The following is a 25,475-nucleotide window of genomic DNA, read 5'->3' as shown; positions in this document are numbered from 1 at the left end:
GCAAACGCTACGCAACCGACCTGCCCCACTCAAGCAAAGTTAACCTGACAAAGCCCTGCCGAGAATCCGCCACTGTTTTCATTGATCAACCCAGCCATTTGGAATAGTCGCTGACCAACAGATGTGTCGGAGCGACATCCTCCTGAATCTCGGCAAATCGGCCAATTGGGTCACGAAAAATGTTGTCGGTCTCGTCGTCATTGACGGTCGAGACTTCGCCTATCAGCACATCCCCGCCTTCGCCCCAGAACGCGTGCCAATCACCAGGACGCAGGGTAACGCTTTCACCCGGTGCCAGGCGCAGCTTCTCGCCCGGTTGATAGTGATGTCGGATGCCGTCCAGCCAGACCACACCGCCGCGATCCTCTGCAAAACCACCCGCGTCGTCTGAGCCGAAAAGCTCAACAATCAGAGTTGCGCCACCGCGGTTGATGATATCCTCAGCTTTCAGAACATGCGTGTGCATGGGCGACAGCTGGTCCTGCCTCGAAATCAATAGCTTTTCGGCGTAGCACATGCCGCCGCCCTTGGCCAAATCACTCTGTAACCCGTTGCGCAGGGTAAAGAGGAACAGGCCCATCTTGTCAAAATCACCGTCACCATAATCGGTGATGTCCCAACCGCACCTTGCATCAATCACGTGACGGGCATCACTTTCACGGGCCTTAAACTCCTTGGGTGTCCAAAAGGCAAAGGGCGGCAACGTGAACCCGTGAGCGCGGATCATCTCATCTGCTTGGGCCATGATTTCATTGATGCGCGAACGCTTCATGCCGGCACTCTTTTGGTTTTGAGGATTTCGATTACCATGGCTGCGGTCCACGTAAAGCTACCGCCGCCACAAGGTTCACCACTCATCGGGTCATAATATTCTGCAAAGCCGCTTTTCTGAATAAGCTTTAGGCTGTCGGCGAGGATGCGTTGTGCCATTTCCCCCTGCCCGGACCGACCTAGACCTTCAGCAATCAAATAATTTACGATTAACCATGTCGGCCCGCGCCAGTAGCGCAGGCTGTCAAAAGCGCCATCTGCCGGGTCGTGACTGGGCACCAGATAGCCGCATCGCTGGCCCAACAAGGCGATCCTGCGAACCAACTCCTCAGCGCGGCCATGAGGGACATCAGCAATTGCTGCGAGCAGCCCTGCTACCGTGGGAGTGCTTTGCAGATGACCAGCTGCGCGGTTGTAACACGTATATTGTCCAAGTATCGGATTCCAAAGGCTTTCCAATGCCGCACGACCCTTCACGGCCATTGTTCGCGCCTCCGAAGCCATTGAGGTATCGCCCAGGACTTCGGCCAAATCCGCTACATCGTCGCAGGACCGTATCAGGATACCGTTGAAGCCCGGATCAACCAGCCGGAAGGGTGAGGCATCGTGGAGCTTGGCATTGTCCCAACCAAGCCCTCGGAAATGTTCAAGCAGCCAGATGTAACACTTGTATTGCTCGTCCGACGGGCGGTGATCAGGGTTGGCGTGTGTTGTATCGCGCCGCGTAAATGGCGCGACGCCCTCGATCGGCATGGCTTCCAGCGCTTCATCCCAATCCACCGAGTTGTCTCGGCCAGACTCCCAAGGGTGAATGATTGCGACCAACCCCGTACCGTCGGGATCGCGGTCGCGATAGAACCATTGGTGCCACGCATGAACCTTTGGCAGGAGCTCAGCCAACCGTTCGCGCGCAACAGCCTTGTCGTTGGACCGATCGTAGAGCTTTCGCACAGCAAAGCCCGCGACCGCCGGCTGGGTGATGCCAGTCGTGGGTATAACTTGACCGGTTTTCCAGACTTCAGGGCCTGGGAAATATCCGTCATCGGGTTCATGAAAGATGATATGGGGCACCATACCATCGTCCCATTGATGAGCCATAAGGGTCTCGACCTCGACCCATGCCCGATTCATGTCAAAATGCGAGAAGCCAAGCGCGGACAATGCGCTGTCCCAATTCCACTGAAAGGGATAGAGGCCATGGGTGGGAACTGTATAGCTACCCCGGTCATTTCCTTCCATTACTTCACGAGCCTGATCAATCAGCGCTTGGCTCATATATCTTCTCCTTTACGCGACAGCCAAAGTGGTTTCGGGGTCAAACCAGCGACCCCGGCCTTCTTGCGGCGCCAGCGTAAGTACGTCACCAGGTTTCACGCTGAGCTCACTGTCCAGGACGGCGCGGAACTGGTGTCCGTCCACTTCACAAGTCACGAGCAAATGTGCGCCCAGAGGCTCCACTACTTTGGCTCGCGCTCCAAAACCCTGATCCGCAATGCGCAGATCTTCTGGACGGATGGCCCATTTAAGATCTTTTCCATTTGCCGGCCCGTCAAAGCTCTGTCCCGCCACTGTCCAGCGACCAGAGCCCGCAGCTTCAGCGGGGAGGAAATTCATCGGAGGGTTGCCGATGAAACTGGCCACAAACTCGGCCGCTGGATCCCTGTACACTTCGATGGGTGAGGCCGCCTGAACAATTTTGCCCTGATGCATAACGCTGATCCGGTCAGCCATGGACATAGCTTCGACCTGATCGTGTGTCACATAGATGGCGGTGGTTTTGCTTTCGGCCAGAACGCCTTTCAACTCGGCACGCATCTCCATGCGTAGGAGCGCGTCAAGGTTCGACAGCGGCTCATCCATCAGGATCACGTCCGGCTCCATTGCCAACGCACGGGCAACAGCGACCCGTTGACGTTGGCCGCCGGACAATTCTCCCGAATAGCGCTTTAGAAGCTGTTCGATATGCATCAGCCCAGCAGTTCTCTCGACCCGGCGTTTGACTTCATCATCGGGCAGCTTTTGCATCCGAAGACCAAAGCCAATGTTCTCGAACACAGTCAGGTGTGGGAACACCGCATAGTTCTGGAACACCATCGAGATGCCGCGATCTTTGGGCGACAGGTGATCTACCCGGCGGCCACCGATCCAGATTTCGCCGGTCGTAGCCGTTTCCAACCCTGCGATAATGCGTAAAAGCGTAGATTTACCACAGCCCGAGGCGCCCAAAAGGACCATAAATTCCTGGTCTGCGATGGTCAGGTTGATGTCGTGAAGAGCCTGGTAAGATCCAAAGTTCTTGGCGACGTTCTTGATCTGTATTTCAGCCATAACAGTTTCCTTTCAGCCACCGCTCAGCGGTTGGCGATGCCCCACATCGCAAAGAGATATTTGCGCACGGCGAAGATGAAGATCAGCGCAGGCACCACGAGGATAAAGCCGCCTGCAAATTTCAGGTGCAAAGGGGCCTCGCCCAGGGTCTGCAACAGGAACGCGGGAAGCGTCCGGTTCTCGATGGTCAGAACGGCGGCCGCGAACACTTCGTTCCACGAGATCACAAAGGCGAAAATCGCCGAGGCTGTGATCCCTGGTAGCACCAGAGGCAGGATCACCTTGGTGAATGCGGTCAGCCGTGTGCAGCCCAATGTCCAGGCCGCTTCTTCGAGCTCCAGCGGGATACCCGAGAAGAGCGAAAAGGTGATGAGCACCGCGAAGGGGATCGCCAACGTTGTATGAACCAGCGCCAGACCAAAAGCCGTATCATCCAAGCCCGTACGGATGAAGAGAACTGCCAAGGGTAGTGCCAAAAGCGGAAGCGGGAAGGCCCGTGTCAGCAGGATCAGCAGTCGGAACAGTTCTTTCCCTCGGAAGTCGAACCGCGATAGCGCGTAGCCCGCCGGGGCGCCTATGGCGATGGACATCACCATCGTCATCAAAGCCACCACAACCGAGTTCCAAAGCGCCCTCAGCATCCCCTGGAACCCCATAAAGAACTCCAGGGATCCCATATTGAACTCCGGAATGAAGCTCTTGGGAAAACTGTTCACCGTATCCGGTGAAGACATCGTGTTCACGAACAGTAGGTAGAGCGGAATAATCACCCAAGCGCACAGCAGGATAACCCCAGCCCGATAGAGCCCCCTTCCCGCTTTGCGGGCGTCAGGGGCCACAACGTCTGCAACTGCCGTCATATCGAGGCTCCTTTCGGGACGCGCAGAGCGCGCATGATGATCAGAGTGAAGACGATCGAGATGATCAGAACGATGATCGCCAGCGCTGCTGCTGCTCCGCCATTCTGCAAGTCAAACTGATAGGCGTAGATTTCGCCCATAAGCACCGGGAATATCGTTCCCCCAAGGGCTGCGACCACAGCAAAGACTTCAAAGGCCAGAATGACACGCAGGACCAGGGCAGTTTGCAGCGATGGGCGCAGAAGCGGCAAAGTGATCCGGGTGAACTGTTTCCAGCGCGAGGCGCCAAACACATCCGCAGCCTCGTAGTATTCCTTGGGGATCAGACCGATGCCCGCCACAAGGATCACAAGCATAATCGCGGTCGCGCGCCAAATCTCGGCAAGCATAATCGCCAGAAACACTACCCACGGCGTTTGATAGCTCAGCAAACTCACAGGTTGCTGAGTAACACCAAGCCCGACCATCATCGAGTTCAGGAAACCCGACTGCTCGAAGATCGCCAGCCAGATGATACCAGCCGCAAGATCTGAGATGCCCAGCGGTATGGTCCAAATATAGAGAACCAAATCGCGGCCCTTTTGCATCTTAGTGACCATCGTGGCCATCAGCAGTGACAGCGCCAGCTGGATCGGCACCACGGCCGCAGCCAGAAGAAAGGTGTTCTTCATGGAGATCGGGAACTTCCAGTAGTTCACAACCTCGCGAAAGTTATCCAGTGAAAAGCCGTTCTCTGTACCAAACGCCTGCTGCGCAACCAGCGCAAATGGGTAAAGGAAAAAAAGGCAGAGAAATAGCGTCACCGGGAGGATCAGAAAGTAAGGCAATAGCCGCGCTTCCATCGGACCGCTCCTTTAAGTTGGGATTTTGCTGGGGAGCCGGGCCATTGCTTCGACGGCCCGGCTGTCAGGAAAGTCTTACTCGACCGGGCAGGCACCTTCCGAAGGCGCATCTGGTGCCCAGCAAGGCGCGCCAGTTTCGTTCATGATCTTTTCCAGCTGTTTCTTTTGATCTTCCAGAACCTGCTCGATGGGTTGACCAGCCAGCACAATGCGTTCGAATGCATCCACGTATACACGGTTGAAGTCGCCGCCCATGCTGCCCAGACCGGCAGGTAGCAGGCCAGGATTGGCGTCTGCTGAGCCGCTCATCTTGGCAACCGCTTCGCCGGCAGCTTTGACCGAAGGCGGCAGATCGTCTGGTAACTCGACTTCAACCACAGGGAAGAAGTTTGTGGCTTTAAGGGTTGCGATCTGCGTTTCCGGCTGCATCAAATAAGCCACCAAAGCTTTGGCCCCTTCGGCATCCGGCGCGGTTCGCGGGATGGCAACGCCTGCCAAAACAGGCATGAAGCCACGACCGGTCGGACCAGCAGGCGCCGGGAAGGCGACGAAATCGTCGGGACGCTCATTGAAAGCCTGCGCAAGGCGCGAAGTATGATCAAAGACAATCCAGGCATCGCCGTTCAACAGCTGCTCCTGCATGAATGAGAAGTTGGTTGATGCGGGGTTCGTATGGCTCCAAAGTTCTTTGAACTTTTCCCATGCCGTCACAGCCTCGGGCGAAGCAAAGGTCCGCACAACACCGTTGGTGTAGGACGGGTAAAGATAACCTTGGAAAAAGCGGTGCTTCAGACCCTTGGGTCCCGCTGGAAAGCCGAACTTCTTCTGACCCGTCGCTTCTTCAACGTTCGCCGCCCACGCGATCAACTGGTCATAGGTCAGTGCATTGATGTCCGCACCTTCAGGCAGGTATTGCAGCGCTTCCGTATTGGCGGCCATGATATAGCTCGCTTGCATCCACGGCATATATTGCAGACTGTCGGTTCCCAGCTTAGCCAGATCATTGAAAGTGCCCGACGCCGACATGACGCCAAGATCGCTAAGGTCCATCAGGTCATCAGGGTTCATCGCCGAGAAGTTGCCATGCAAGGAACCCAGCAAGTCAATGCTGCCTGAGTCGGCTTGCAGCTCGGCTTGCAAGCGAGTGAGCCAGGGGCCATCTTCGTTCGGTTGGTAGTCAACCCCGCCCTCGAAGCCACCAAGAACCTCAGTCCGCATAGCCTGCGCTTCTTCGGCGGGCCGGGCCTGGGTCGACCAGAACAGAGTTTCAGCTTGCACGGCAGCTGCGCCAACAAGCATGGCAACACTGGACACGGCACCCGACAGTTTCAGATGAATCGACATGATTTCCTCCCTATGTCTGAGGCTGACCGAAACCCGACAACCTCTCTCCCTCGCCGACACCTTTGGGTCAGTCTGCGGGCGAATGCAGTTAATATGGTATATCGTTGTATCTTGAGTCAAGCCTGTTACCACCAAGCTTTCGCCATAATTTACTTGCCAATTGCAAAATCAATTGCGACTTTAGGCAAACGATATATCTAAACTGTGACTCATGACGAAAAAACCCACCCTATCCAGCGTTGCCAAAGAAGCGGGCGTATCGGTTCCAACCGTTAGCCAAGTTATGCGTGACACCGGCCGAATTTCAGAGAAGACACGTCAGAAAGTCTTGAGCGCAGCCAAGCGTCTGCGCTACGTACCAAATCAAGCGGCGGCCACAATGCGATCAGGTGACAATCGCGAGATCGGCTTTATCCTAAACAAATTGGCAAACCCGTTTAACGCAGAGGTTGTGAGTGGCGCCGTCGACTTGCTCGAAACCGAAGGGTTCATGGTGTCGATCCTCGATGCGCAAGGCGATCTTCAACGTCAAGACCGCCTTCTGGAAGCCTGCATCAGATTTGGCCGACGTGGTTTGATCTGGGTTCCGGCGCTCGACACAAGCGAAGTATCTATGGAGCTTCTGAATGCTCACGGTGTTCCCGCTGTGACATTCATGCGAAAGGTGTCGCAGTCTTTCGACCATGTCGGCATTCTAAACACCGAAGCCCTCGCACAAGCCACGCAGCACTTGATAGACTTAGGGCACAAGCATATCGCCTATTTTGGCGGCACCGAGCAATCGTCCGTGCGTGAAGAACGCATTGCCGGTTACCTTGGCACTTTAAAGCAGATGGATGACGTGAAGCCAATTGTCTGGCCATGCGATGAGAATAAGAGTGCTGGCGTTGACGCTATTGCCGCACTCCGTCACCAACACCCCGAGGTGACGGGCATTGTTTGCAACGGAGACGTTGTGGCGCTTGGCGCTTGCTTCGGCTTGATCCAGTCCGGATTGAAACCAGGGCATGACTTTTCAGTAGTAGGCTTCGATGACATCGAGGATGCGGCCGTCTCGACGCCCGGCCTCACGACCATGGCGATCGACCCGAAGAAGTTAGGCAAGCGGTTGGCCGAAATCCTTCTGGACCGAATGCGAACACCCGATCTGCCAGTCCGTCATTTCGAGTATTCTGCGACTCTGACAATTCGAGGAACATCAGGAGCAGCCCCTGACCACTAAAGTATATATCTCAGTTGCTGTCGCAGGCGTTTATTGCGGTACCATGTGTTGTTTGACACTTTGGGCTCATCGCTGACGTTTTCTACATACACGATCAATGGCTGCTATCGGCGATTTAGTGAAGGTGCGTTGGGTCCGCTGATGAGCTGGCCACTCAACCAGAGATAGCCTCACATAAATCCGGTTCAGCGGCGCTAGTGGTTTGTTATGATGTGGTCAATCATCTAATGGCGCGGTAATCTGCCAATCGAACCTCTGTTCGGCGACGACCGAAATGAGGACACCAAACCAGACATTTGGACTGGACAAGGCATGTCCGCGCAGCGCCTGGTCCCCGACCTTGGCGTCGGGATGTCCCAACGGGCGCCGGATTTATTTGCGAGTTATTCTTCCCATGGTGGCGCTGCGCCAATCTCTGCGATCAGAAAGTCTATGAACACCCGCACTTTGGGGGATAGCACGTTGGACTTGGGATAGATCAACCACAAGACATTGTCCTCTGCGGCTTCAAAGTTCGGCAGAACCTGTGTCAGCCGGCCTGACTTCAGTTGCTCATTCACACTCCATAGAGCGTTCAACGAAATACCGGCCCCAGCCAGCGTGGCGCAGACCTGGCTTTGGCCGTCGTCGATAGTCAATTGACCTTTCGCCGACGCGGGGTCGAAAATCGCGTTCTCACCTGCCAGTCCAGTCAGCAGGCGGGGTTGGCGGTTTTGGAAAGCAATCAGGTGGTGGTTGTTCAGATCATCAGGAGTTTTGGGCGTGCCGTGCGTGTCGAGGTAGTGTGGCGCGGCGCAAAGAATACGCTGGTCATCAGCCAGTTTGCGACCCTTGAGGCTGGTGTCGACAAGTGGCGCGTTCCTGAGTGCTAGATCATAACTTCCCTCGATCAAGTCGAACTGCACATCCGACAGACGCAGATCGATTGTGAGGTCGGGGTGCTGTTCAAGGAACTTGGGCAGGATTGGCGCGATGTAGAGCTGTGCAAAACTGCTTGGCGCAGCAAAGCGCAACGTGCCCTTGATGGTTGTTGTCTGCTTGCCTAGAGCAGCAAGTGCGGCCTCTTCTTGCGCGATAATCTCGCGGGCGAAGGGCAGGAAATCAGCACCTTCGACCGACAATGACACTTTGCGCGTTGTGCGATGTAACAGTTCGGAACCCAGGTTCTGCTCCAACTTGGCGAGTTTTGCGCTGGACACGGCCGGGGCCATACCCAATGCGCGCCCCGCCGCGCTTATGTTCAGCATTTCTGCCGCCCTGACAAACAATCGCAGCGCATCTGTATCAAGTCCCATTATATCGCAAACCCGAATTATCATTCCATCATTGGGCAGTTTATATGCAATTAGATTGACGTTAAATCCCTTCCATCGTTGCAACACAACAGAGGAAGGAGGCGCAGATGACGCGGACGGCGACAGTCAACTACCATGTTCACAAGCCCTATCGGCAAGCCTTTGAACTAGATTCAGGTGGGGTTGCGGGCAACCTGATTTCCCCGGAACTGGCTCCGACGACTGTTGCGCTGGCGGATACCCGCACGAAGGCAACGTCAGTCACATTTGCATCTGATGCCGTAGAATTCACATTGCTGAAATCGCAGGTCCGGGATTTTACCGGGGACTCCTGGAAACAGACATATGATGCGGAACTGACCGGGATGCTACTGGACAGGCTGAGTGCGCAAGAAGTTGTGATTTTTGATCACACCGTTCGGGTCGACGATCCCGGTGCCACGCGCAAGCCCGCGCGCAACGTCCACAGTGACTACAGCAAGGACGGGGCTGAGCAGCGCCTTGTCGACCTGCTGGGGGCCGAGGTCGCATCGAAATGGGCGCAAGGTCACTTTGCCTTTGTCAATGTGTGGCGTCCTGTGGAACATCCGATCAATTCCGCCCCGCTTGGCTTTGTTCGCCCGTCTTCAGTTGACCCGTCTGACTGGATTCTGCTGGACCTGATCTATCCCGACCGCAAAGGGCAAATCATGGGGTTGGTGGGAAACCCTGACCATGAATGGGTCTATCTTTCCAAGATGACGCCGGACGAGGTTGCGTTTTTCAACATCTACGACAGTCAAGGGCTACCGTCGGTGGCACATAGCGCGCTTGATATGATCGAGGAGCCAAACGTCACCACCATTCGCAAGAGCATCGAGAGCCGCACTTTGGTGTGGTACTAATTGGGAGGCCAGATATGTTGAATAGAATTCAGCCCACCGAGTTTGCCCAGATCAATGTGGCTTACAACCGGGTGTTTCGTCCAGGCCGGCTGAGTGTCGGCCTTGTGTTGCCGTTTGAATCCTATGCGGTCGGCGCAAAGCCGATGATGCAGGGCCACTTAGAGGCCGCGCGAAGGGCAGAGGACCTTGGGTTTGCAGCACTTTGGCTGCGCGACGTGCCTTTCAATGTTCCAAGTTTTGGTGATGCCGGACAGGTTTTCGATCCATTTGTCTATTTGGGTGCGCTGATAACGGTGACAGACCGGATTGCGCTAGGAACGTCGAGTGTGATCCTGCCACTGCGTCACCCAGCCCATGTAGCCAAGGCGGCGGCGACCGCGGACGTGCTATCGGGTGGTCGGTTGCTCTTGGGTGTTGCTTCTGGTGACCGGCCCGAGGAGTACCCGGCGATGAGCAAGGGCTTTGACGATCGGGGGGTACGTTTCCGCGATAGTGTTGAGTACATCCGCGCGGTCGGATTGGGCTATCCCACGCATGAAAGCGGGCAGGGCACACTGTCTGGCGACATTGATCTGTTGCCAAAGCCGCATGGCACGCGTTTGCCGTTGCTTATCACTGGTGGCAGCCAGCAAACCTCCGATTGGGTGGCACAGAACGGGGACGGTTGGATGACCTATCCACGCAACGCCGCAGCCCAAGGGCGGGTCATCGCGGAATACCGAACACGCACGAAAGCGGCAGGGCAACCGGACAAGCCGGTTATGCAATCGCTTTATGTCGATGTCGTTGCCGATCCCGCTGCACCTCCGCGCCCGATCCACCTTGGGTTTCAGTCCGGAACTGATTTCCTGTGCAACTATCTGCGCGAGATTGAAACCCTTGGGGTCAATCACGTGGCGCTGAACTTAAGGTTCAATCAAGCACCCATCGACACAACACTTGAACGTCTGGCTGACGTTGTGCTGCCAGGCTTTTCTTAAAGGATAAAACTGATGACCAAGACTGTTCTTATCACCGGTTCAACTGACGGCATTGGCTTGCTGACAGCAAAGAAACTGGCCGCTGACGGGCACCAAGTGCTTTTGCACGGGCGCAGCGCACCCAAATTGGAGAGCGCCGCCGCCGAAGTCGGTGGCAATGTCGAAACCTATACCGCTGATCTAAGCGATCTGTCCGCGGTTCGAAAACTGGCCGAAACCATACGCGCCAAACATGACCAACTGGATGTGTTGATCAATAACGCGGGTGTGTTGAAAGCCCCGCAAACGGTGCTTGAGAATGGGCAGGACATCCGCTTTGTCGTGAACACGCTTGCACCCTATCTGCTGACCGAATTGTTGTTGCCGATCATTCCTGCTGACGGGCGTGTTGTGAACTTGTCATCGGCGGCGCAGGCCCCGGTAAACGTCAAGGCCATGCAGGGCAATGTGCCGCTGACAGACATGGAGGCCTATGCCCAAAGCAAGCTGGCTATCACGATCTGGACCATGGAATGGGCCAAATTACAACCCGATGGGCCGGTGATGGTCGCAGTGAATCCCGGGTCGCTCTTAGCCTCAAAAATGGTGAAAGAGGGCTTTGGCGTTTCCGGCAACGATATGAGCATTGGCGCTGATATTCTGATGGATGCGGCCCTGGGCAGGCGGTTCGCTGATGCGTCGGGCGCCTATTTTGACAATGACAGTGGGGTATTCTCAGATCCACACGCAGCAGCACTCGACAAAGGCCACGCTGCCGACGTCATGAACACAATCAGAGAATTGGTTAACCAGATCAACTGACCCGCGCGGCGCTAAAACGCCACGCACTTTCACCTTTAACACTCCCTTACCCCTCACGCGTGCTGTGTCGAGGCCCAAGAAAGGACTGCCCGATGAAATACGAGAACTTTCAGACCTTCGAGGTCGCCGTTGAAAATGGCATCGCCACTGTGACATTCAACTTTGGCTCTGTGAACGTGCAAGGCCAGGAGATGCTGGCCGATCTCAACAGTCTGGCCATGCGCTTAGAGCGAGATCGCGACACCAAGGTCGTGATCTTTCAATCTACAAACCCGGAAATCTGGGTCTGCCACTACGACACCGAACTGCTCAAGGACATGTCGACTGAAGCGGTATCCCGCGAGGACGCGCAGCTTTTGGATTTGCAATCGGTTTGCGAACGGATCAGCAAGGTGCCGCAAGCTACTATCGCAAAGCTGGAAGGATTTGCGCGCGGTGGTGGACATGAGTTGGCGTTGGCGCTCGACATGCGTTTTGCCGCGCGGGGCAAGTACAAGTTCATGCAGATGGAAGTCGGTATGGGCATTTTGCCCTGCGGCGGCGGTGCCTCGCGCATGGCGCGCCAAACCGGCCTTGGAAAAGCGCTTGAGATCATTTTGAGCGCGCAAGATTATGACGCAGATGATGCAGAGCGCTTGGGTACAATCAATAAAGCTTTGGAGCCGGATGAAATTGGTCCGTACGTGACCGCGCTGGCCGAGCGAATAGCACAGTTTCCGGCAGAGTCGATCAATGCCTGCAAACAGATGGTCTATGAATCGATCGACAAACCAATTGATGAAGCGCTGAAAGCCGAAGCCTATTGGCTTTATCAGGCCACCAGCAAAACTCCGGCCGTCAAACGTTTCACCATCGCGGATGAACAAGGTTTGGAACACGACATCGAAAACCAGCGCAAATGGGGCGATCTGGTGATGCAGGTGCAAGACATCAACTGACCACACCCAAGACAACGATCTCGTCAGGCGTGCGTGATTTCCACGTAGGCCTGACACCATGTTCACAAAAGGAAAATCTCAATGAAAGCAATGGTTCTCAACTCTTACGGACCCGATGCGCTGTTCGGGCTTGCTGAAAGGTGCTGTCAGACGAATTCGAACCAGTCTCTATTAGGCCAGTGACGCTGTCCTTTATCCAGCACCAAGTTCGCGCCACTCGGCAAGAGCGGCGCTTCGTGTCAACTTGAAGGAGTCTCGGCTGGCTAGCGATCTTTCCTGGTTGATGTGGTTGTAGACGGAAGAGTGAACAGCGGCGAATTTCTGCAAACTTCGCATACGCCTGAACCGTTGCATGGCGCGTTCGCGTCGTCGAAACGGCAGGTGCGAGTTCTCGACGCGGTTGTTGAGCCACCTGCCCGTCTGTTGTTTATCGGCAGCACCAAGCTCTCTGAGCGCGGCTCTGTATGAGGCGAAGCGATCCGTAACGACGTTTTCCGCTTTATCGTGTCGCTTCATCAATTTCCTGAGGAATTTCAACGCGGCCTGCTTGTTTCGGCATTTGGTGACAACTGCTTCCAGCACCTCGCCTTCGTGATCAACATCCCGCCAAAGATAATGCCGCTTGCCATTCACCTTCACGAAAACCTCGTCCACGTGCCACTTTCATTTGGAGTATGCTCTCAATTGCTGCACCCGCTTCCGCCTGATTTCAGAAGCATACATCGGGCCAAACCTGTTCCACCAATATCCGACGGTTTCGTGGCTCACGTCGATGCCTCGCTCGTGCAACAAATCTTCGACATTTCGAAGCGAGAGCGAGAAACGGATGTACAGCATCACAGCAAGGCGGATGATCTCGGGGCAGGTTTTAAAGTATTTGAAAGAGGCCGGTCTGGTCATGGACAAAAGCTACGCAACCACCCTGCCCCGCTCAAGCAAAGTTCTTCTGACAAGACCATCCGGCCTTTAAAGAATGTCTGTCATCGAGGGTGTTTTTCCATTCCGAAGACGGGTTGCGGCAGTCCGTTATTGCCAAATGCTTAGCACGCGAAAATTTGGAACCGTATTATTCCGGCCATTCCAGCAGAATGATCTTGTAGCTGGGGCTGTTTCGGTAGTCTGGGAACGCCTCTTCGATACTCGAAAAAGCAGAATTCGACGCCTCAACTTTTCCTAGCCGCTCCAACGCAAGAGCCTCATGAATGCGACCCGGAAGAAATTGGGGATTTCTTGTCACCGTTCTCTGAAAATTGGCCAGGGCTGTCTCGTAGTCGCCAAGCGCAAAGTAAGCCCGCCCAAGCGCCAGAGTGTACGTCACGCTATAATTTGGATTTAGTTCAATCGCCCGGTTGATTGCGTTCAACGCCCCTTCACCGTCCGATGCCGCGGAAAGAATCATCGATTTCCACAACAGTGCATCGGCAAAGCTCGGCTCCAGGGTGATGGCAGTTTCCACTGTTTTTTGCGCCTCGGAAAGTTCCCTGTGCCATCTCAGCGCCCAGGCAAGGTTGGCATAAGCCATTGGGAGGCGTTCATCGATCTTGATTGCTTTGTTCGCGTGGTCGACGGCACGATCGATTGTCTCGCGTTTGGAAGAGTTGATACCGCTGAGAAACGCAAATGTCAGCGCGCGGGCCTTCCAGGCATACGCCTCTGCGTAATCCGGGTCTGTATCAATGGCAGCCTGGAACAACGCGATGGCTTCGGTAACGCCTGCTGCATCAAGATGCCAAAATCGCTCCTGCCCGCGCAGGTACAAATCATGGGCCTCGACGCTGGAGGTGTTTCTATGACCCAACCGTACTTCTTCGGCATCGGTCAGAGCCACTTCCAAGGCACTTACGATCTGAGCGGTCACCTCGTCCTGAACATCGAATACGTCCGAAACGCCCCGATCAAATCGAGCGGCCCAGATGTGGCCCTCGGAGGCGACATCGATCAGCTGGGCCGTAATCCTCAGGCGGTCGCCTTGCCTGCGCACGCTGCCCTCCAGAACGTAACGGACGTTTAGTTCGTCTCCAATCTCTCTGATGGTCACCCGCTTGCCCTTATAAACAAAAGTAGAATGTCGAGAGATGACACGAAGCCCGGAAATCACCGACAAGTCTGTAATAATATCCTCGGTGATGCCGTCGCTGAAATACTCCTGCTCAGGGTCTGCACTCATGTTGTCAAACGGAAGAACCGCAACCGAATGATCGGTTGATGAAAGAGGGGGAGGCATTTCCCCAAGGTCCTGGCTGAACGCTGACCAAAGGAGAAAAGACATGCCGGCAAAAACGGCCACCAGTGCTGGGTATGCAAGACGGCGCGAAATAAGCGCGGTGCCCGTTTGGTCGGAACTCTCATTCTGGTCCGAACACTCAGACATGCGCATTGTGATGACCGGCACGTATCCACCCTTCGGTAAATCTATGAGGATCGGGTCGTTCTTGCCTTTCGTTGCATAATAGTCCGCAATCCTGGACCGCAACCGCCCGGCTTCGACCCGAACGATTGCATCCGTGGCCGGGTCAAATTCCTCTCCTCGATCAAAGACATCAATGCCGATGGAGAATTGGTTCAGGTTTGCATCCCTGCCTGCTAGTGACTGTTCGACAATGTACTTCAGAAATTTACTTTGCCGTTCAGCCTGCGCGAATGCACTTTGATCGAGAATGCGCTGGAGCTGTTCTCGAACTTCGTTGGTTTTGAAATCGTCGGAATTCGCGATCCGTGCCCCCTGACCTTCCATTCAGTCCAACTATACGCCGCCAGTTGACGTGTGTCTAACGACGCCCCTCGACGCTTCGGCCGGTAGGCGATACCTCTGTCGCGCCTGTAAGCTGCTATTTTTTAACACTTTTCATGAGGGTTACATCGACTGGTAACCCCACGATAACTGTTACGTACTTCCGGGTCTCGGATTTTGTTCGCACCTTAAACCCAATCCATTCAATGCAAAGGAAAGGGCGATCAAATGACTGAAGCGTTTACTCGCACACGCAAGTTTTTGAAGCAGGTCGGAACCTTTCTTTCCGATTGGGACGAAGCCATCCACGCAGACCCTACAGATCAATTGCTGTTTCGCGTTCAGCAAATGGAAAGACGTCTCGACAATTTGGAAACGTCCGAAACTGCTCGCGCTGAACCAATCAACGTCAGATGAGCCCAACCAGAAAGGAACCAAAAGATGTCCGTTGACCAGATTTTCCTGTTGCAGTTCGCTCTTAGCATAGTGGTCTGTACGCTTGTCGCGATCCGAATTTCTCCAGCATTGAACAATCTTGAGTGGTCAGATGCCATGTTCTGGCTGACAGTTCCTCATGCGCTCCGGCATCTGGGGCTGGTTTTCCTTGTTCCCGGTGTGGTCGCGGAATCGATGCCCGGTGGGTTCGCAGCGGAGGCAGGCTACGGAGATCTGAGTTCGGCCGTTGCCGGTATATTGACTCTGATCGCTCTATGGCGAGGTCGGATTGTCGCTGTACCATTGTTGTGGGCGTTGAACATTGTCGGCGTCTTTGACCTTATGAACGCGCTGAGGCAGCTTGAGGCCGTACCGCATTTCAACGCGGCCTGGTACATCCCGACCTTTGTGGTCCCGGTTCTGCTTGTCACACACGCGATGATGATTATTCGGCTGATCCGTCACGCGACTGGGTCTCGATTGACCGCTGACCAGCCGCAGTAAGGACACCTGCTGTATCGGTCAAATCGAAAAAGGACGTGCGTCCGCCAGGATGCCCGTCCCTGCCAGGACCTACTTTCCGCGATTGCTGGAACAAACGCGACGGGCTGTACCCGATTTAGCTCCAATGGTGAGGACGCAAAGATGCCTACTAGACAATTCCTTCCGTCAACGCAGCGCGGTCCACGACTAGCAGTGCAGCGGGTCGGTGCACTTGCGCGACAGGTGCGGGCACATCTACCCTTGAAGCTCTTCAACAAGAAAATCGAGAAACACCCGGACCTTCGACATCACATAGCGTCGGGATGGATAAACGGCATAGAGCCCTGTTTCGTTCGGCGTCCAATCCTCCAGGGCCGGACGGAGCCGTCCCGCAGCCAGATCTTCTGCAACATACATACGAGGGACAAGGCTCAGACCGAACCCGGCGCGGAGAGCATCCCGGACCGCAAGGCTGGAAGACACCTTGTACCGGCCTCGAACGGGGACTTTGACAGTTCGCCTGCCCTGCCTGAAAGTCCATTGAACGGCATGGTCTGACAAGGTGAACTTGACGCAATTGTGCAACGCCAGATCCTCGGGCCGGGTTGGACAACCGTGCTGTTCGAAGTAAGACGGAGCCGCGCAGACAACGTGATCCATGATCATGAGCTTTCGCGCAATCAGCCCCGAGTCCTCAAGATTGTCGCTCCCGCGCAGAGCGACATCAAACCCTTCTTCCACCAGATTGACTCGCCGGTCATTCAACCTCAGATCAAGCGTCAGATCGGGATAGCGGGCGAGAAACTTGGGGATTTTTTCCGACAGGCCGATCAGCGTCACGGTAACTGGCGCGCTGACGCGCAACACGCCCGAGGGCGTATCCTGAATGGCCTGAAGTGTTGCGTCGGCTTCTCTCAAATCATCCAGGACCTGCGCAACACGCTCGAAGTACAGCGTGCCGGCCTCTGTCAGGCTCATCCGTCGAGTTGTGCGATTGATCAGACGCGCAGAAAGATGGCCTTCCAACTCGCTGACATTCTTGCTGATCGCAGCAGGAGACAAGTTCAGCTTGCGCGCCGCAGCTGCGAAACTGCCGAGCTCTACCACGGTTCGAAACACTGTAAGGGCGGTCATGCGATCCATAATTATTAACTAACGGTGAATTTAGCATTCATCAATGAGCATATTCTCCATCAACCGGCACCAATGTATCTCCTAAGGCAGTAAGTTGTGTAGCTGACGTCATCCACGGAACCACAGTCGGACAGAACGTTGGCGCGAAGGTAAAGGAGCCCCGCTATGCAGACGGCCAGAACCGCTGACCACCCCATTGACCCACTCTTTCTTGAACGCTGGTCCCCACGCGCATATGAAGCAAAACCCATGCCCAATGCCGATCTTCTGACCATCCTTGAAGCAGGCCGTTGGGCACCCTCGGCATTCAATGTCCAGCCCTGGCGATTTCTGTATGCCCGTCGTACCGACAAACATTGGACGGATTTCCTGTCGGTGCTGGACGCAGAAAACCGGCAATGGGCCCGATCGGCTTCGGCACTGATCTTTCTGATCTCGGACAAGGTGATGCCCGCCGAAGAAGATCGGCCCGAGATGATCTCGAAATATAACAGCTTCGATGCTGGGTCCGCCTGGATGCAAATCGCGCTTCAAGCAACCGCGCTCGGATATGCCGCCCATGCCATGGCGGGCCTCGATTTCGAACACGCGACCACAGTTCTGGGATTGCCAGACCGGTTTCGACTTGAGGTGGGGATCACCATCGGCCGCGTCGCCGAGGCCAATCGCCTTCCGCACGATCTGCGTGTGCGCGAGGCGCCGAGCAACCGGTATCCGCTTGAGCAGATCTCCTACCCTGGTCCCTACCCCGCCAGCTTTACCGCATTCGCAGCAGAATAGGAGGTTGCCATGTCATTCGACCCAAACGCATCCGTCAAACCAGCGGTAGTCAGAGCCGATCTGCATGTCCACGGCTTGATGCTGGTTGCGACATTCTTGGTCGCGACGTCCTTTCCGGTAGTTGCCGCCATCACAGACAGTCTGGATAGCGTTGTGCTGACCTTTGTGCGGTTCGCCCTTGCGACACTACTACTCGCTCCGCTTGTGGCGTGGCGCTTCGGCATAGCCCGTCCCAGCCTGCGCGACCTGTTGCGCTACAGTCTTCTCAGCCTTCTGCTGGTCACGTTTTTCTGGTGTATGTTTGCATCCCTGAGAATGACCACACCGCTGAACACGGCGGCAATCTTTTCGGTAAGCCCCGTCCTTACCGCAGGCATCGCAGCGATCCTGTTGCGCGAACGGATAACACGGAGCGCACGAATTGCGCTTCCCCTCGGCGCGATTGGCGCGATCTGGGTGATATTCCGGGGTGATCTGACCGCACTTCTGGCATTGCAGATAGGCATGGGCGATCTGTTGTTCCTTGCAGGCACCTTGGCACTGGCTAGCTATACCACATTGGTTAAGGTTCTGCACAAAGGCGAGCCTATGGCCCGCATGACCTTCTGGATATTGGCCACCGGATCGATCTGGCTTTTGTTCGTGTCGCTGCCCCGTCTAGGTAGCGTTTCCTGGACTGAGATACCGATCCGCACTTTGGCAGGCATCACCTATTTGTCGGTCTTCACCACCTTTGTCACTTTTTTCCTGTTTCAGTGGAGTACGACCCGGATCGGCCCGACCCGCGTGATGTCCTACACATTCCTCAACCCGACTTTGGTGCTTGTGATCGGCTTGTTTGCGGGAAACACCCTGCCACCATTGGCAACCTGGCCTGGCATGGTGATGACGATCGCAGCTACAGTCATTCTCCAGTCGGACTTCACCCGATGGTTCGGGTATATGAGACGGGGCATTCGGCCTGCCGCGCCGAGTTAAGCCAATCGAAATCAACTGCTTTCCTGGGAAACGAAAGGATCGCGAAATGCCAAGTGTTCAACATCGTCTTTTTGCCACGATCCACCGGCCCGCCCTCCAGTGTCTGACCAGTCCTGACCGGACCAAACCAAGACTGCTAGCATTTGGTCTCGGTGGGTTGGTGGGCCTGCTGATAGCTCCGAATGCGGCACAAGCGCATGTCCGTTGGTTTGTCGATCCCAACAGCCCCGAGGTTGCAACATTCGAGCCTTATACTCTATTCGACCCCGCTGTTTTGATCTGGATCGCGATCGCAACTGTCTTGATTGGAACTGCAATCTTCCTCGACTCTCGGTTGCCGACGGTTCCGATCGCCAACACCAAAATTCGCCATGACGTCATGGAGTTGATGCGGATCCTTACCGGTATTTCCTTTCTTTTGACCGCGTATGATGGCGCGCTGGTCGCCCCTCACCTGCATGCCCATGGCGGCTTTGGGCTGTTTCTGGTGTTCCTGCAGGCCGGGATCGGGATTCTCTTGCTTAGTAACCACTTCCTGCACCATGCCGCGATCCTGATGCTGATCCTGTTCATAGGTATGATGATCCAGTTCGGCGTCGTTCGGTCGTTCGAATATGTCAACGTCGTAGGTATCGCGCTCTTCCTGCTCTTCAATTATTTCCCGACCGACGAATTGCGCGCAAAATTGAAACCATACTCTGTAGACATGCTGCGGATATTTACTGGGCTTTCGCTGATCATGCTCGGTATTTTTGAGAAGCTGCATGGTGCCGCGCTAGGCCAGGCATACCTCTCTGAGTATCAATGGAATTTCATGCAACTGCTTGGCTTCGACTGGTTCAGCGACAGGCTCTTTGTCCTTTCTGCCGGGGTTATGGAAGTTGTTTTTGGTCTCATCCTGGTTCTGGGCGTTATCACCCGTCTGAACATCCTGGTTGTTGCCGGGTTGATGCTAATCTCCAACGCTGTGTTCATCTTGCAAAACGAGCAGGACGAAGCGCTAAAAGAACTGATTGGCCACCTGCCCATCATAGCCACCGCGCTGATCCTGCTGCTGTTGGGATACGGGCAACGGCTGAAGATCACGGCGCGAATATCTGCCAAGGTCGCATCGGCCTGATCTACAGATCGGCTCCGTCAGCCGCACATCTGTTTCGGAAGCTACGATGAAGCTACCCAGAAAACTTGAAATCCCGCTGATGTACGTCCTCTATTGGACTCTCGGTTGCCTGTTTCTCGGCATACTGTTCGCACCCGCGGTTAGAACCTATGACGCTGATCCATCTGTCGACGGTGCGCATCGCCACGCCCATCTTCACAGCCAAGTCGAGGTTGATCCAGACAACGCACCGGAAGTGTCGATCGAAGTTGTAAAGGACGCGCTCGCCGGTTGGAATGTCTACGTGGCTGTCGAGAACTTTCGGTTGGCACCTGAGCGGGTCAACCAATCCAACACATCAAACGAAGGCCATGCCTATCTCTACCTGAATGGCAACAAGGTCACGCGGCTCTACGGAACCGCGTTGCACATGACGGGATTGCAACCGGGGGAAAACGTCGTCTCGGTCAGTCTAAACGTGAACGACCACTCTGATCTGGTGTTGGGGGGAACCAATTGAGGCTGCTGCGTTGGTTGTTGTGGGTGATGATGAGAGGTTCTGTCGCAACGGGGCTTTTCCCTCCGCTTCGGCACTTTCTTCACCCCAAGCGACATTGACACCACAACAACCTGTAGCGCGGCCTGTTGGGTGCCGCCACATAAACCTGAAACTGTTAGTGACGAAAGAAGAATATCTTTCTTTTCAAATGCATGGAAAAAATACGCGCCAACACGTCACAATAGGTGGCCGTGAATCGTCATCAAGGTAGAACATCAACGATAGGAATGAGACGATGACGAGTTCAAACGCAATCAAGTATGAAACTGCAATCCCGGATGTCCTGCAAACACTCGCGGGCGTTCATGAGGTTCTCGATGGCAAGGGACTTGATCCAAAGCTGCGCCATCTTCTGCGGTTGCGGGCCTCGCAGATCAATCGCTGCGGGTTCTGCGTGAAGATGCACACGATTGAGGCGCGGCAAGATGGAGAAACCAGCGAACGGCTTGACCGGGTTATTGTTTGGGACCATGTCCGGGATTTCTCTGAGGCGGAACAAGCGGCATTGGAATGGACCGAAGCGCTGACAATCCTTGACCCGAAACAGGACCTTGGATCCATTCGCGCGAAACTGCGTAAGCATTTCTCGGATGCTGAGATCGGGCTTCTCACGGCTGAGATAGGCATGATAAATCTTTGGAACCGGATCAATGTCTCCAAACACTGAGCTTGCACAGGCTGAGGTCTTCTTTTTTGAGGATCTCAGACCTCGCCTCAACGGTCTGGCTTATCGCATTCTAGGCTCGTTCAGCGACGCAGAAGATGCGGTACAGGATACATTCCTGAAATGGGCTAGCACCGATCGATTGGAAATTGAGAACACCGCGGGCTGGCTTATCTCGGTTTGTACCCGCCGCTGCCTCGACATGCGGCGAACGGGCGACCGGGCGCGGATGGATTATGTCGGTGCCTGGCTACCTGAACCCATTCAGGTTGCCGTGCCGCCTGAGGCCGAGACGCGGGTTGAGCTAGCCTCATCTCTGTCGATGGCGTTCATGATGATGCTGGAGCGGCTAACCCCAAAGGAACGGGCGGCATATTTGCTGCATGACATCTTCGATCTCTCTTATGACGAAATTGCGGAGACACTGGACATATCAGAACCCGGCGGTCGAAAACTGGTGTCTCGAGCTCGTGCAAGTGTCAGCAAATCGAAGACCCGCCACGCAACACCAGAACCGCGCCAGGAAGAGTTCCTGACGGCGTTTCAATCAGCCGTGGAGACCGGCGAGCTCGGCCCTTTGGCCCGAATGCTGGCTCAGGATGCAAGGTTGAGCACCGACGGTGGTGGCAAAGTGGCGGCTATACGCGACCCGATTGTTGGTTGCAATGCGATTTGCGATTTCGTCTCTCGCAAATTGCGGCGCTATTGGGCAGAGCTTGACTGGACGCGGACAGATCTGAATGGGTCGCGCGGCGTTTTGATTCAGGCTGACGGGCAGACAAGCTCAGCTGTCTCTGCAACCTTTGACGAGGCTGGGTTCGTTCAGGAGATCCTGATCGTGCGTAACCCCGAAAAACTACACAGCCTGAACCCGGTTCAGATTCACTAACACAATCAGCCGCTCAGGTTTTTGGACATTCGGTGATAGACAATCTTCTGTGGTGCATTTGCCGTGGCCCTCTTCTTCGCCTGATTGAGGAGTTCATTGCCACTTCTGGTTGTCTGGCGCACTTACCTTCGGCTATTGGTTCATTAGAGCCACAATGTTCGTCATCAACTCTACGAAACCACGTTCTTTTTCCTGGGTCAGAACACGCAATTCGCATCGGCCACGAACGAATTCGTCCAGTGTGAGATCCCCTTCGGAAACTGCCAGAAGATCCAAATAGCCTGTGGACAAGATTAGGTCTGGTTCGGGGCAAGGCGCATAGATCATCTTGGCTCGCCCATCATGCACGCTCAGATGCATTTGCTCACCATCCACCACAAATGATGCATCAAGGTTCAACTCCGGCGTTGCAACACGTTTTGCCGCTGCTCCAATTGTAGTGGCCACTGTTCTCAAATTTCCGGGCGTTACGAGCTCCTCTTCAGGGGCGAAGCGCGCGCCAAACATCGCGAGTTCGAATATGATATCCGACGTCTTCTCACCCAAGTCGGTCAATTCATAGACCGAGGTGCCATGTGCGCCCTCGGTTTTGACGACTAGACCGTCACCAACCAGTTTTGCCAGCCGGTCAGTCAACAAGTTCGCAGCGATGCCGGTCAATCCGCGTTGTAAGTCAGAGAAGCGGGCTGGGCCTGCATGCAGATCCCGAAGAATAAGCAATGTCCAGCGATCGCCGATCCGATCGAGTGCTCGGGCGATCGGGCACAGCAATTTGTAAGAACGGTTCTTGGTCATTTGAGCCTCACGAAAACGTTACTTTAAAAAATAAAGTTTTCACTTTATCTGATAAAGCATCAAAGGTGAGGAGCCCTCAGATGTCAATCAATCCGAAGATTCTCGTGACAAGCGCTGCTGGCAAAACCGGAATTCCGGTCACCCTTCAATTGCTGGAACAGGGCGTCCCCGTGCGGGCGTTTGTCCGTCGCCGCGATGCACGCTCGGAAAGGCTGGAGACAGCTGGTGCAGAGGTCTTTGTCGGCAATCAGTATTCGCTGACCGACATGCGCATGGCAATGACCGGAGTGCGCCGCGCCTATCAATGCGCACCAACCGCGCCGAATGGCCTTCACTTCAACACGGTCTTCACAGCCGCAGCCTGGGAAGCGCAGCTGGAACACGTGGTGACATTGGGCCAGTGGCTATCGGCGGTCGATCACCCGTCCCTGTTCACCCGCGAAGTATATTTGTCCGATTTGCTGATCCGTATGAATTCGAACATGACAGTGACTTCAGTCAACCCGGGCTGGTTTGCAGACAATTACCTGATGGTACTCGACACCGCCGCCCATCTTGGTCTGTTCACGATGCCCCTGGGGCCGGGAAACGAAAAGAAAAACGCGCCACCATCGAACGAAGATATTGCCAGCGTGGTTGTCGCGTCACTGATCGACCGGGACACCCATGCCGGAAAAGTCTACCGCCCAACGGGTCCAGAATTGCTATCACCCGACGACTTGGCGGCTGCCATGGGCCGGGCGCTTGGGCGCAGGGTCAGGTACGTCGACATTTCCGAGCGAATGATGACGAAAGCATTGCGCGCACTTCCCCCATCAAATTACTCGGAAGCTGCTGTCTCTCAACTGGCGATTTACGCGGAAGAATACCGTCGCGGTGCCTTTGCCGTGAACGCCCCAACCGATCACGTAGAGAAGGTGGGAGGACGTACGCCCGAGGGCTTAGAATCCATCGTTTGCCGTACGGTCGCAACGCGCCCGGACTTGCAGTCAACTCTGCCCAGACGCCTGAAGGCCATGACCGGTTTTGGAAAAATACTTCTGACACCCTCTCTCGATCTGAACAAGGTTCAGTCCGTCAGAGACTATGTGCAGATTCAAAAGCCGCTGTTTGCCCGAGATACGCAAGAATGGCTCAGTTCGCATGACCTGAATTACATAACGCCCTTTTCGATGGATGCCGCGCATCCGCCAGACAAGACCGTGGATCCAACTCTCAAAACCTTTCAATCCCGAGGAGCGAAATAATGTCCAACTCTGATATCCTCTTTGCGCGCAACCGCGTCTTCGCGGAGACCTTTCCAGCCAGTGACCTGCCAATAGTTCCCAAACTTCGAACTGTCATTTTGACCTGCGTAGATGCAAGGGTTGACCCCGCGCATGTCCTTGGGCTCGATCTGGGGGATGCCGTCGTCATCAGAAATAACGGCGGTAGAGTCACCGAGGCCGTGATTCAGGAAATCGCCACGCTGGCTTTCATGGTTAAAAAGATGGATGGCGATAGACTCGGACCCTTTGAAGTGGTCATCATGCATCACACACAATGCGGTGCTGAACGTTTTGCAGACCCTAAATTTCAACATGCCATCATGGAAAGTATTGGCGTTGACGTGTCGGGTTCTGCAATATCAAACCATGAACAGAGTATCCGAGAAGACATCGCAAAGCTGAGCGGTGCCGGGAACGTGCCCGGATACGTGGTTGTTTCAGGGGCGATCTATAATGTGGTGACCGGATCGCTTACTGAAGTCGTTGCGCCGAGTGAACTGGGCCAGGCGCGTCCTGCCTGACATTCCCGTCGATGCGACCCGATGTACCATGTACTTGGAGTTGAGTTATGTCTGAGTGGAATTTAGCCGATGAATACCAGACCTCTGCCGGGGGAGTAGCGGCCGGAAAATGTGGCCAGGGTCCCGATTTGGTGTTGGCGCACGGATGGCCATGGTCATCATACTCCTGGCATCGCGTGATCCCAACACTCGCCCTCAGATACACGGTGCATTGGTATGACATGCCCGGCTATGGGAAATCCGAGAAGCGCAGCGACCAGCGGACCTCTCTGGACGTCCAGGGGGCCGTGTTTGTTGAGATGCTGTCGCATTGGGGTTTAAATCGCCCAACGGTGATAGCGCATGACTTCGGTGGTGCCACGACGTTGCGGGCTCATTTGCTACATGGGTCTGACTTTGAACGCTATGTACTTATGAACGTCGTCGCGATGCGCCCTTGGGGGTCAGATTTTTTCGATCATGTTGGAAAGCACGTTGAAGCGTTTCAAGGTCTTCCGCATCATATCCATCAAGCCATAGTTGAAGCTTATATTCGTGGGGCCGCTGCAAGCGATGTGTCCCAAGCAGACCTTGAGCAGCTGGTTGCTCCGTGGCTGACAGAGGAAGGCAGCCGAAGCTTCTACCGACAGTTTTCCCAGGCGGATGAGAAATACACCGCAGAGGTAGAATCCTTGTTCGGTCAAATCCGATGTCCAACGAAAGTGATCTGGGGGACAGAAGATCCCTGGATCCCAATCGAACGAGGAAAAGCACTGCACGATCTTATCGGTCAAAACAGGTTTGAAGCGTTGGAAGGCGGGGGCCATCTTCCCCAGCTAGAAGTCCCGGACAGAGTTCTGAAGGCAATCTCGGATTTTCTTTAGGTCGGACCGGA

26 protein-coding genes and 1 pseudogene are annotated in these 25,475 nt (G+C 55.0%); 16 read left to right on the top strand and 11 right to left on the bottom strand.

Features of this window, described 5'->3' with window-relative positions; genetic code table 11:
• Positions 1-85: 85 nt before the first annotated feature.
• The 6 genes from ACR0JB_RS02300 to ACR0JB_RS02275 form a co-directional block, all read right to left on the bottom strand.
• On the bottom strand, positions 86-772 hold the full coding sequence (locus tag ACR0JB_RS02300) for a D-lyxose/D-mannose family sugar isomerase (protein WP_170504824.1): 687 nt from the start codon (positions 770-772) through the stop codon (positions 86-88).
• Complete coding sequence (locus tag ACR0JB_RS02295) at positions 769-2,046, bottom strand: MGH1-like glycoside hydrolase domain-containing protein (RefSeq protein ID WP_170504821.1); 1,278 nt, start codon at positions 2,044-2,046, stop codon at positions 769-771. The genes ACR0JB_RS02300 and ACR0JB_RS02295 overlap by 4 nt, the downstream gene beginning before the upstream one ends.
• Before the next feature lie 12 nt (positions 2,047-2,058).
• Positions 2,059-3,099: an ABC transporter ATP-binding protein gene (locus tag ACR0JB_RS02290; protein ID WP_170350239.1), complete on the bottom strand. Its 1,041-nt coding sequence runs from the start codon at positions 3,097-3,099 to the stop codon at positions 2,059-2,061.
• A gap of 23 nt (positions 3,100-3,122) precedes the next feature.
• A complete protein-coding gene (locus ACR0JB_RS02285; RefSeq protein WP_117871523.1) occupies positions 3,123-3,959 on the bottom strand; it encodes a carbohydrate ABC transporter permease in 837 nt (278 codons plus the stop codon).
• Positions 3,956-4,801: a carbohydrate ABC transporter permease gene (locus ACR0JB_RS02280; RefSeq protein WP_170504818.1), complete on the bottom strand. Its 846-nt coding sequence runs from the start codon at positions 4,799-4,801 to the stop codon at positions 3,956-3,958. Before ACR0JB_RS02280 ends, ACR0JB_RS02285 begins: the two co-directional genes overlap by 4 nt.
• Before the next feature lie 75 nt (positions 4,802-4,876).
• Positions 4,877-6,145 carry an ABC transporter substrate-binding protein gene (locus ACR0JB_RS02275; protein ID WP_170504815.1) on the bottom strand — a complete coding sequence of 423 codons (1,269 nt, stop codon included), beginning with the start codon at positions 6,143-6,145 and terminating at the stop codon, positions 4,877-4,879.
• A 211-nt stretch (positions 6,146-6,356) separates the two neighbouring features.
• Here ACR0JB_RS02275 and ACR0JB_RS02270 point away from each other — a divergent pair, with 211 nt between their 5' ends.
• A complete protein-coding gene (locus ACR0JB_RS02270) occupies positions 6,357-7,367 on the top strand; it encodes a LacI family DNA-binding transcriptional regulator (RefSeq protein ID WP_170504812.1) in 1,011 nt (336 codons plus the stop codon).
• Positions 7,368-7,750: 383 nt separating this feature from the next.
• Here ACR0JB_RS02270 and ACR0JB_RS02265 read toward each other — a convergent pair whose 3' ends face one another.
• Positions 7,751-8,662, bottom strand: a complete 912-nt coding sequence (locus ACR0JB_RS02265) for a LysR family transcriptional regulator (protein WP_170504809.1) — start codon at positions 8,660-8,662, stop codon at positions 7,751-7,753.
• Positions 8,663-8,769: 107 nt separating this feature from the next.
• On the opposite strand from ACR0JB_RS02265, the gene ACR0JB_RS02260 reads away from it, so the two are divergent.
• From ACR0JB_RS02260 to ACR0JB_RS02245, 4 genes are all read left to right on the top strand, one after another.
• On the top strand, positions 8,770-9,546 hold the full coding sequence (locus ACR0JB_RS02260) for a CmcJ/NvfI family oxidoreductase (protein WP_170504806.1): 777 nt from the start codon (positions 8,770-8,772) through the stop codon (positions 9,544-9,546).
• Positions 9,547-9,560: 14 nt separating this feature from the next.
• Entirely contained in the window at positions 9,561-10,526 is a 966-nt protein-coding gene (locus tag ACR0JB_RS02255; protein ID WP_480789649.1) for a TIGR03571 family LLM class oxidoreductase, read from the top strand.
• Between the two features lie 12 nt (positions 10,527-10,538).
• The gene (locus tag ACR0JB_RS02250; RefSeq protein WP_170504800.1) at positions 10,539-11,327 is read left to right on the top strand and encodes an SDR family NAD(P)-dependent oxidoreductase; all 789 of its coding nucleotides are present in this window, start codon (positions 10,539-10,541) and stop codon (positions 11,325-11,327) included.
• Between the two features lie 92 nt (positions 11,328-11,419).
• Positions 11,420-12,265 (top strand): enoyl-CoA hydratase/isomerase family protein, encoded by an 846-nt coding sequence (locus ACR0JB_RS02245; RefSeq protein ID WP_170504797.1) that lies wholly within the window; start codon positions 11,420-11,422, stop codon positions 12,263-12,265.
• A 192-nt stretch (positions 12,266-12,457) separates the two neighbouring features.
• On the opposite strand, the pseudogene ACR0JB_RS02240 reads toward ACR0JB_RS02245, so the two are convergent.
• Together ACR0JB_RS02240 and ACR0JB_RS02235 are read right to left on the bottom strand one after the other, a co-directional pair.
• Positions 12,458-13,165 (bottom strand): annotated as a pseudogene (locus ACR0JB_RS02240) (IS6 family transposase).
• Positions 13,166-13,331: 166 nt separating this feature from the next.
• A complete protein-coding gene (locus ACR0JB_RS02235; RefSeq protein ID WP_170393424.1) occupies positions 13,332-14,999 on the bottom strand; it encodes a tetratricopeptide repeat protein in 1,668 nt (555 codons plus the stop codon).
• Between the two features lie 225 nt (positions 15,000-15,224).
• Between ACR0JB_RS02235 and ACR0JB_RS02230 the strand changes: the two genes are divergently transcribed.
• Together ACR0JB_RS02230 and ACR0JB_RS02225 are read left to right on the top strand one after the other, a co-directional pair.
• Positions 15,225-15,413 carry a hypothetical protein gene (locus tag ACR0JB_RS02230; protein WP_170393422.1) on the top strand — a complete coding sequence of 63 codons (189 nt, stop codon included), beginning with the start codon at positions 15,225-15,227 and terminating at the stop codon, positions 15,411-15,413.
• 24 nt (positions 15,414-15,437) lie between these two features.
• Complete coding sequence (locus ACR0JB_RS02225; RefSeq protein WP_170393420.1) at positions 15,438-15,935, top strand: type 2 periplasmic-binding domain-containing protein; 498 nt, start codon at positions 15,438-15,440, stop codon at positions 15,933-15,935.
• Positions 15,936-16,169: 234 nt separating this feature from the next.
• Here ACR0JB_RS02225 and ACR0JB_RS02220 read toward each other — a convergent pair whose 3' ends face one another.
• The gene (locus ACR0JB_RS02220; RefSeq protein WP_217354357.1) at positions 16,170-17,048 is read right to left on the bottom strand and encodes a LysR family transcriptional regulator; all 879 of its coding nucleotides are present in this window, start codon (positions 17,046-17,048) and stop codon (positions 16,170-16,172) included.
• Between the two features lie 165 nt (positions 17,049-17,213).
• Here ACR0JB_RS02220 and ACR0JB_RS02215 point away from each other — a divergent pair, with 165 nt between their 5' ends.
• The 6 genes from ACR0JB_RS02215 to ACR0JB_RS02190 all read left to right on the top strand — a co-directional run bounded on the left by ACR0JB_RS02215 (position 17,214) and on the right by ACR0JB_RS02190 (position 22,017).
• Positions 17,214-17,828, top strand: coding sequence for a nitroreductase family protein (locus ACR0JB_RS02215; protein WP_170393416.1), 615 nt, complete (start codon positions 17,214-17,216; stop codon positions 17,826-17,828).
• Between the two features lie 9 nt (positions 17,829-17,837).
• Positions 17,838-18,806 (top strand): DMT family transporter, encoded by a 969-nt coding sequence (locus ACR0JB_RS02210; RefSeq protein WP_170393414.1) that lies wholly within the window; start codon positions 17,838-17,840, stop codon positions 18,804-18,806.
• A 46-nt stretch (positions 18,807-18,852) separates the two neighbouring features.
• Positions 18,853-19,926, top strand: coding sequence for a hypothetical protein (locus ACR0JB_RS02205; RefSeq protein ID WP_480645562.1), 1,074 nt, complete (start codon positions 18,853-18,855; stop codon positions 19,924-19,926).
• Positions 19,927-19,972: 46 nt separating this feature from the next.
• The gene (locus ACR0JB_RS02200; protein ID WP_170507880.1) at positions 19,973-20,425 is read left to right on the top strand and encodes a hypothetical protein; all 453 of its coding nucleotides are present in this window, start codon (positions 19,973-19,975) and stop codon (positions 20,423-20,425) included.
• Positions 20,426-20,699: 274 nt separating this feature from the next.
• Positions 20,700-21,131, top strand: coding sequence for a carboxymuconolactone decarboxylase family protein (locus ACR0JB_RS02195; RefSeq protein ID WP_170393408.1), 432 nt, complete (start codon positions 20,700-20,702; stop codon positions 21,129-21,131).
• On the top strand, positions 21,115-22,017 hold the full coding sequence (locus tag ACR0JB_RS02190) for a sigma-70 family RNA polymerase sigma factor (protein ID WP_170507877.1): 903 nt from the start codon (positions 21,115-21,117) through the stop codon (positions 22,015-22,017). The genes ACR0JB_RS02195 and ACR0JB_RS02190 overlap by 17 nt, the downstream gene beginning before the upstream one ends.
• Positions 22,018-22,149: 132 nt before the next feature.
• On the opposite strand, the gene ACR0JB_RS02185 is transcribed toward ACR0JB_RS02190, so the two are convergent.
• Entirely contained in the window at positions 22,150-22,812 is a 663-nt protein-coding gene (locus ACR0JB_RS02185; protein ID WP_170507875.1) for a winged helix-turn-helix transcriptional regulator, read from the bottom strand.
• An 80-nt stretch (positions 22,813-22,892) separates the two neighbouring features.
• Between ACR0JB_RS02185 and ACR0JB_RS02180 the strand changes: the two genes are divergently transcribed.
• The 3 genes from ACR0JB_RS02180 to ACR0JB_RS02170 are packed head-to-tail and all read left to right on the top strand — an operon-like array spanning position 22,893 to position 25,464.
• Positions 22,893-24,059, top strand: a complete 1,167-nt coding sequence (locus ACR0JB_RS02180; RefSeq protein WP_170507873.1) for an NmrA family NAD(P)-binding protein — start codon at positions 22,893-22,895, stop codon at positions 24,057-24,059.
• Positions 24,059-24,601, top strand: a complete 543-nt coding sequence (locus ACR0JB_RS02175; protein WP_170393400.1) for a carbonic anhydrase — start codon at positions 24,059-24,061, stop codon at positions 24,599-24,601. Before ACR0JB_RS02180 ends, ACR0JB_RS02175 begins: the two co-directional genes overlap by 1 nt.
• A 47-nt stretch (positions 24,602-24,648) precedes the next feature.
• Positions 24,649-25,464 (top strand): alpha/beta fold hydrolase, encoded by an 816-nt coding sequence (locus ACR0JB_RS02170; protein ID WP_170393398.1) that lies wholly within the window; start codon positions 24,649-24,651, stop codon positions 25,462-25,464.
• Positions 25,465-25,475 lie beyond the last annotated feature (11 nt).

The sequence above is a fragment of the Ruegeria sp. BI7 genome (assembly GCF_056537925.1).
The sequence above is the reverse complement of the archived record's forward strand: the minus strand, read 5'-3'. Positions and strand labels throughout refer to the sequence as shown.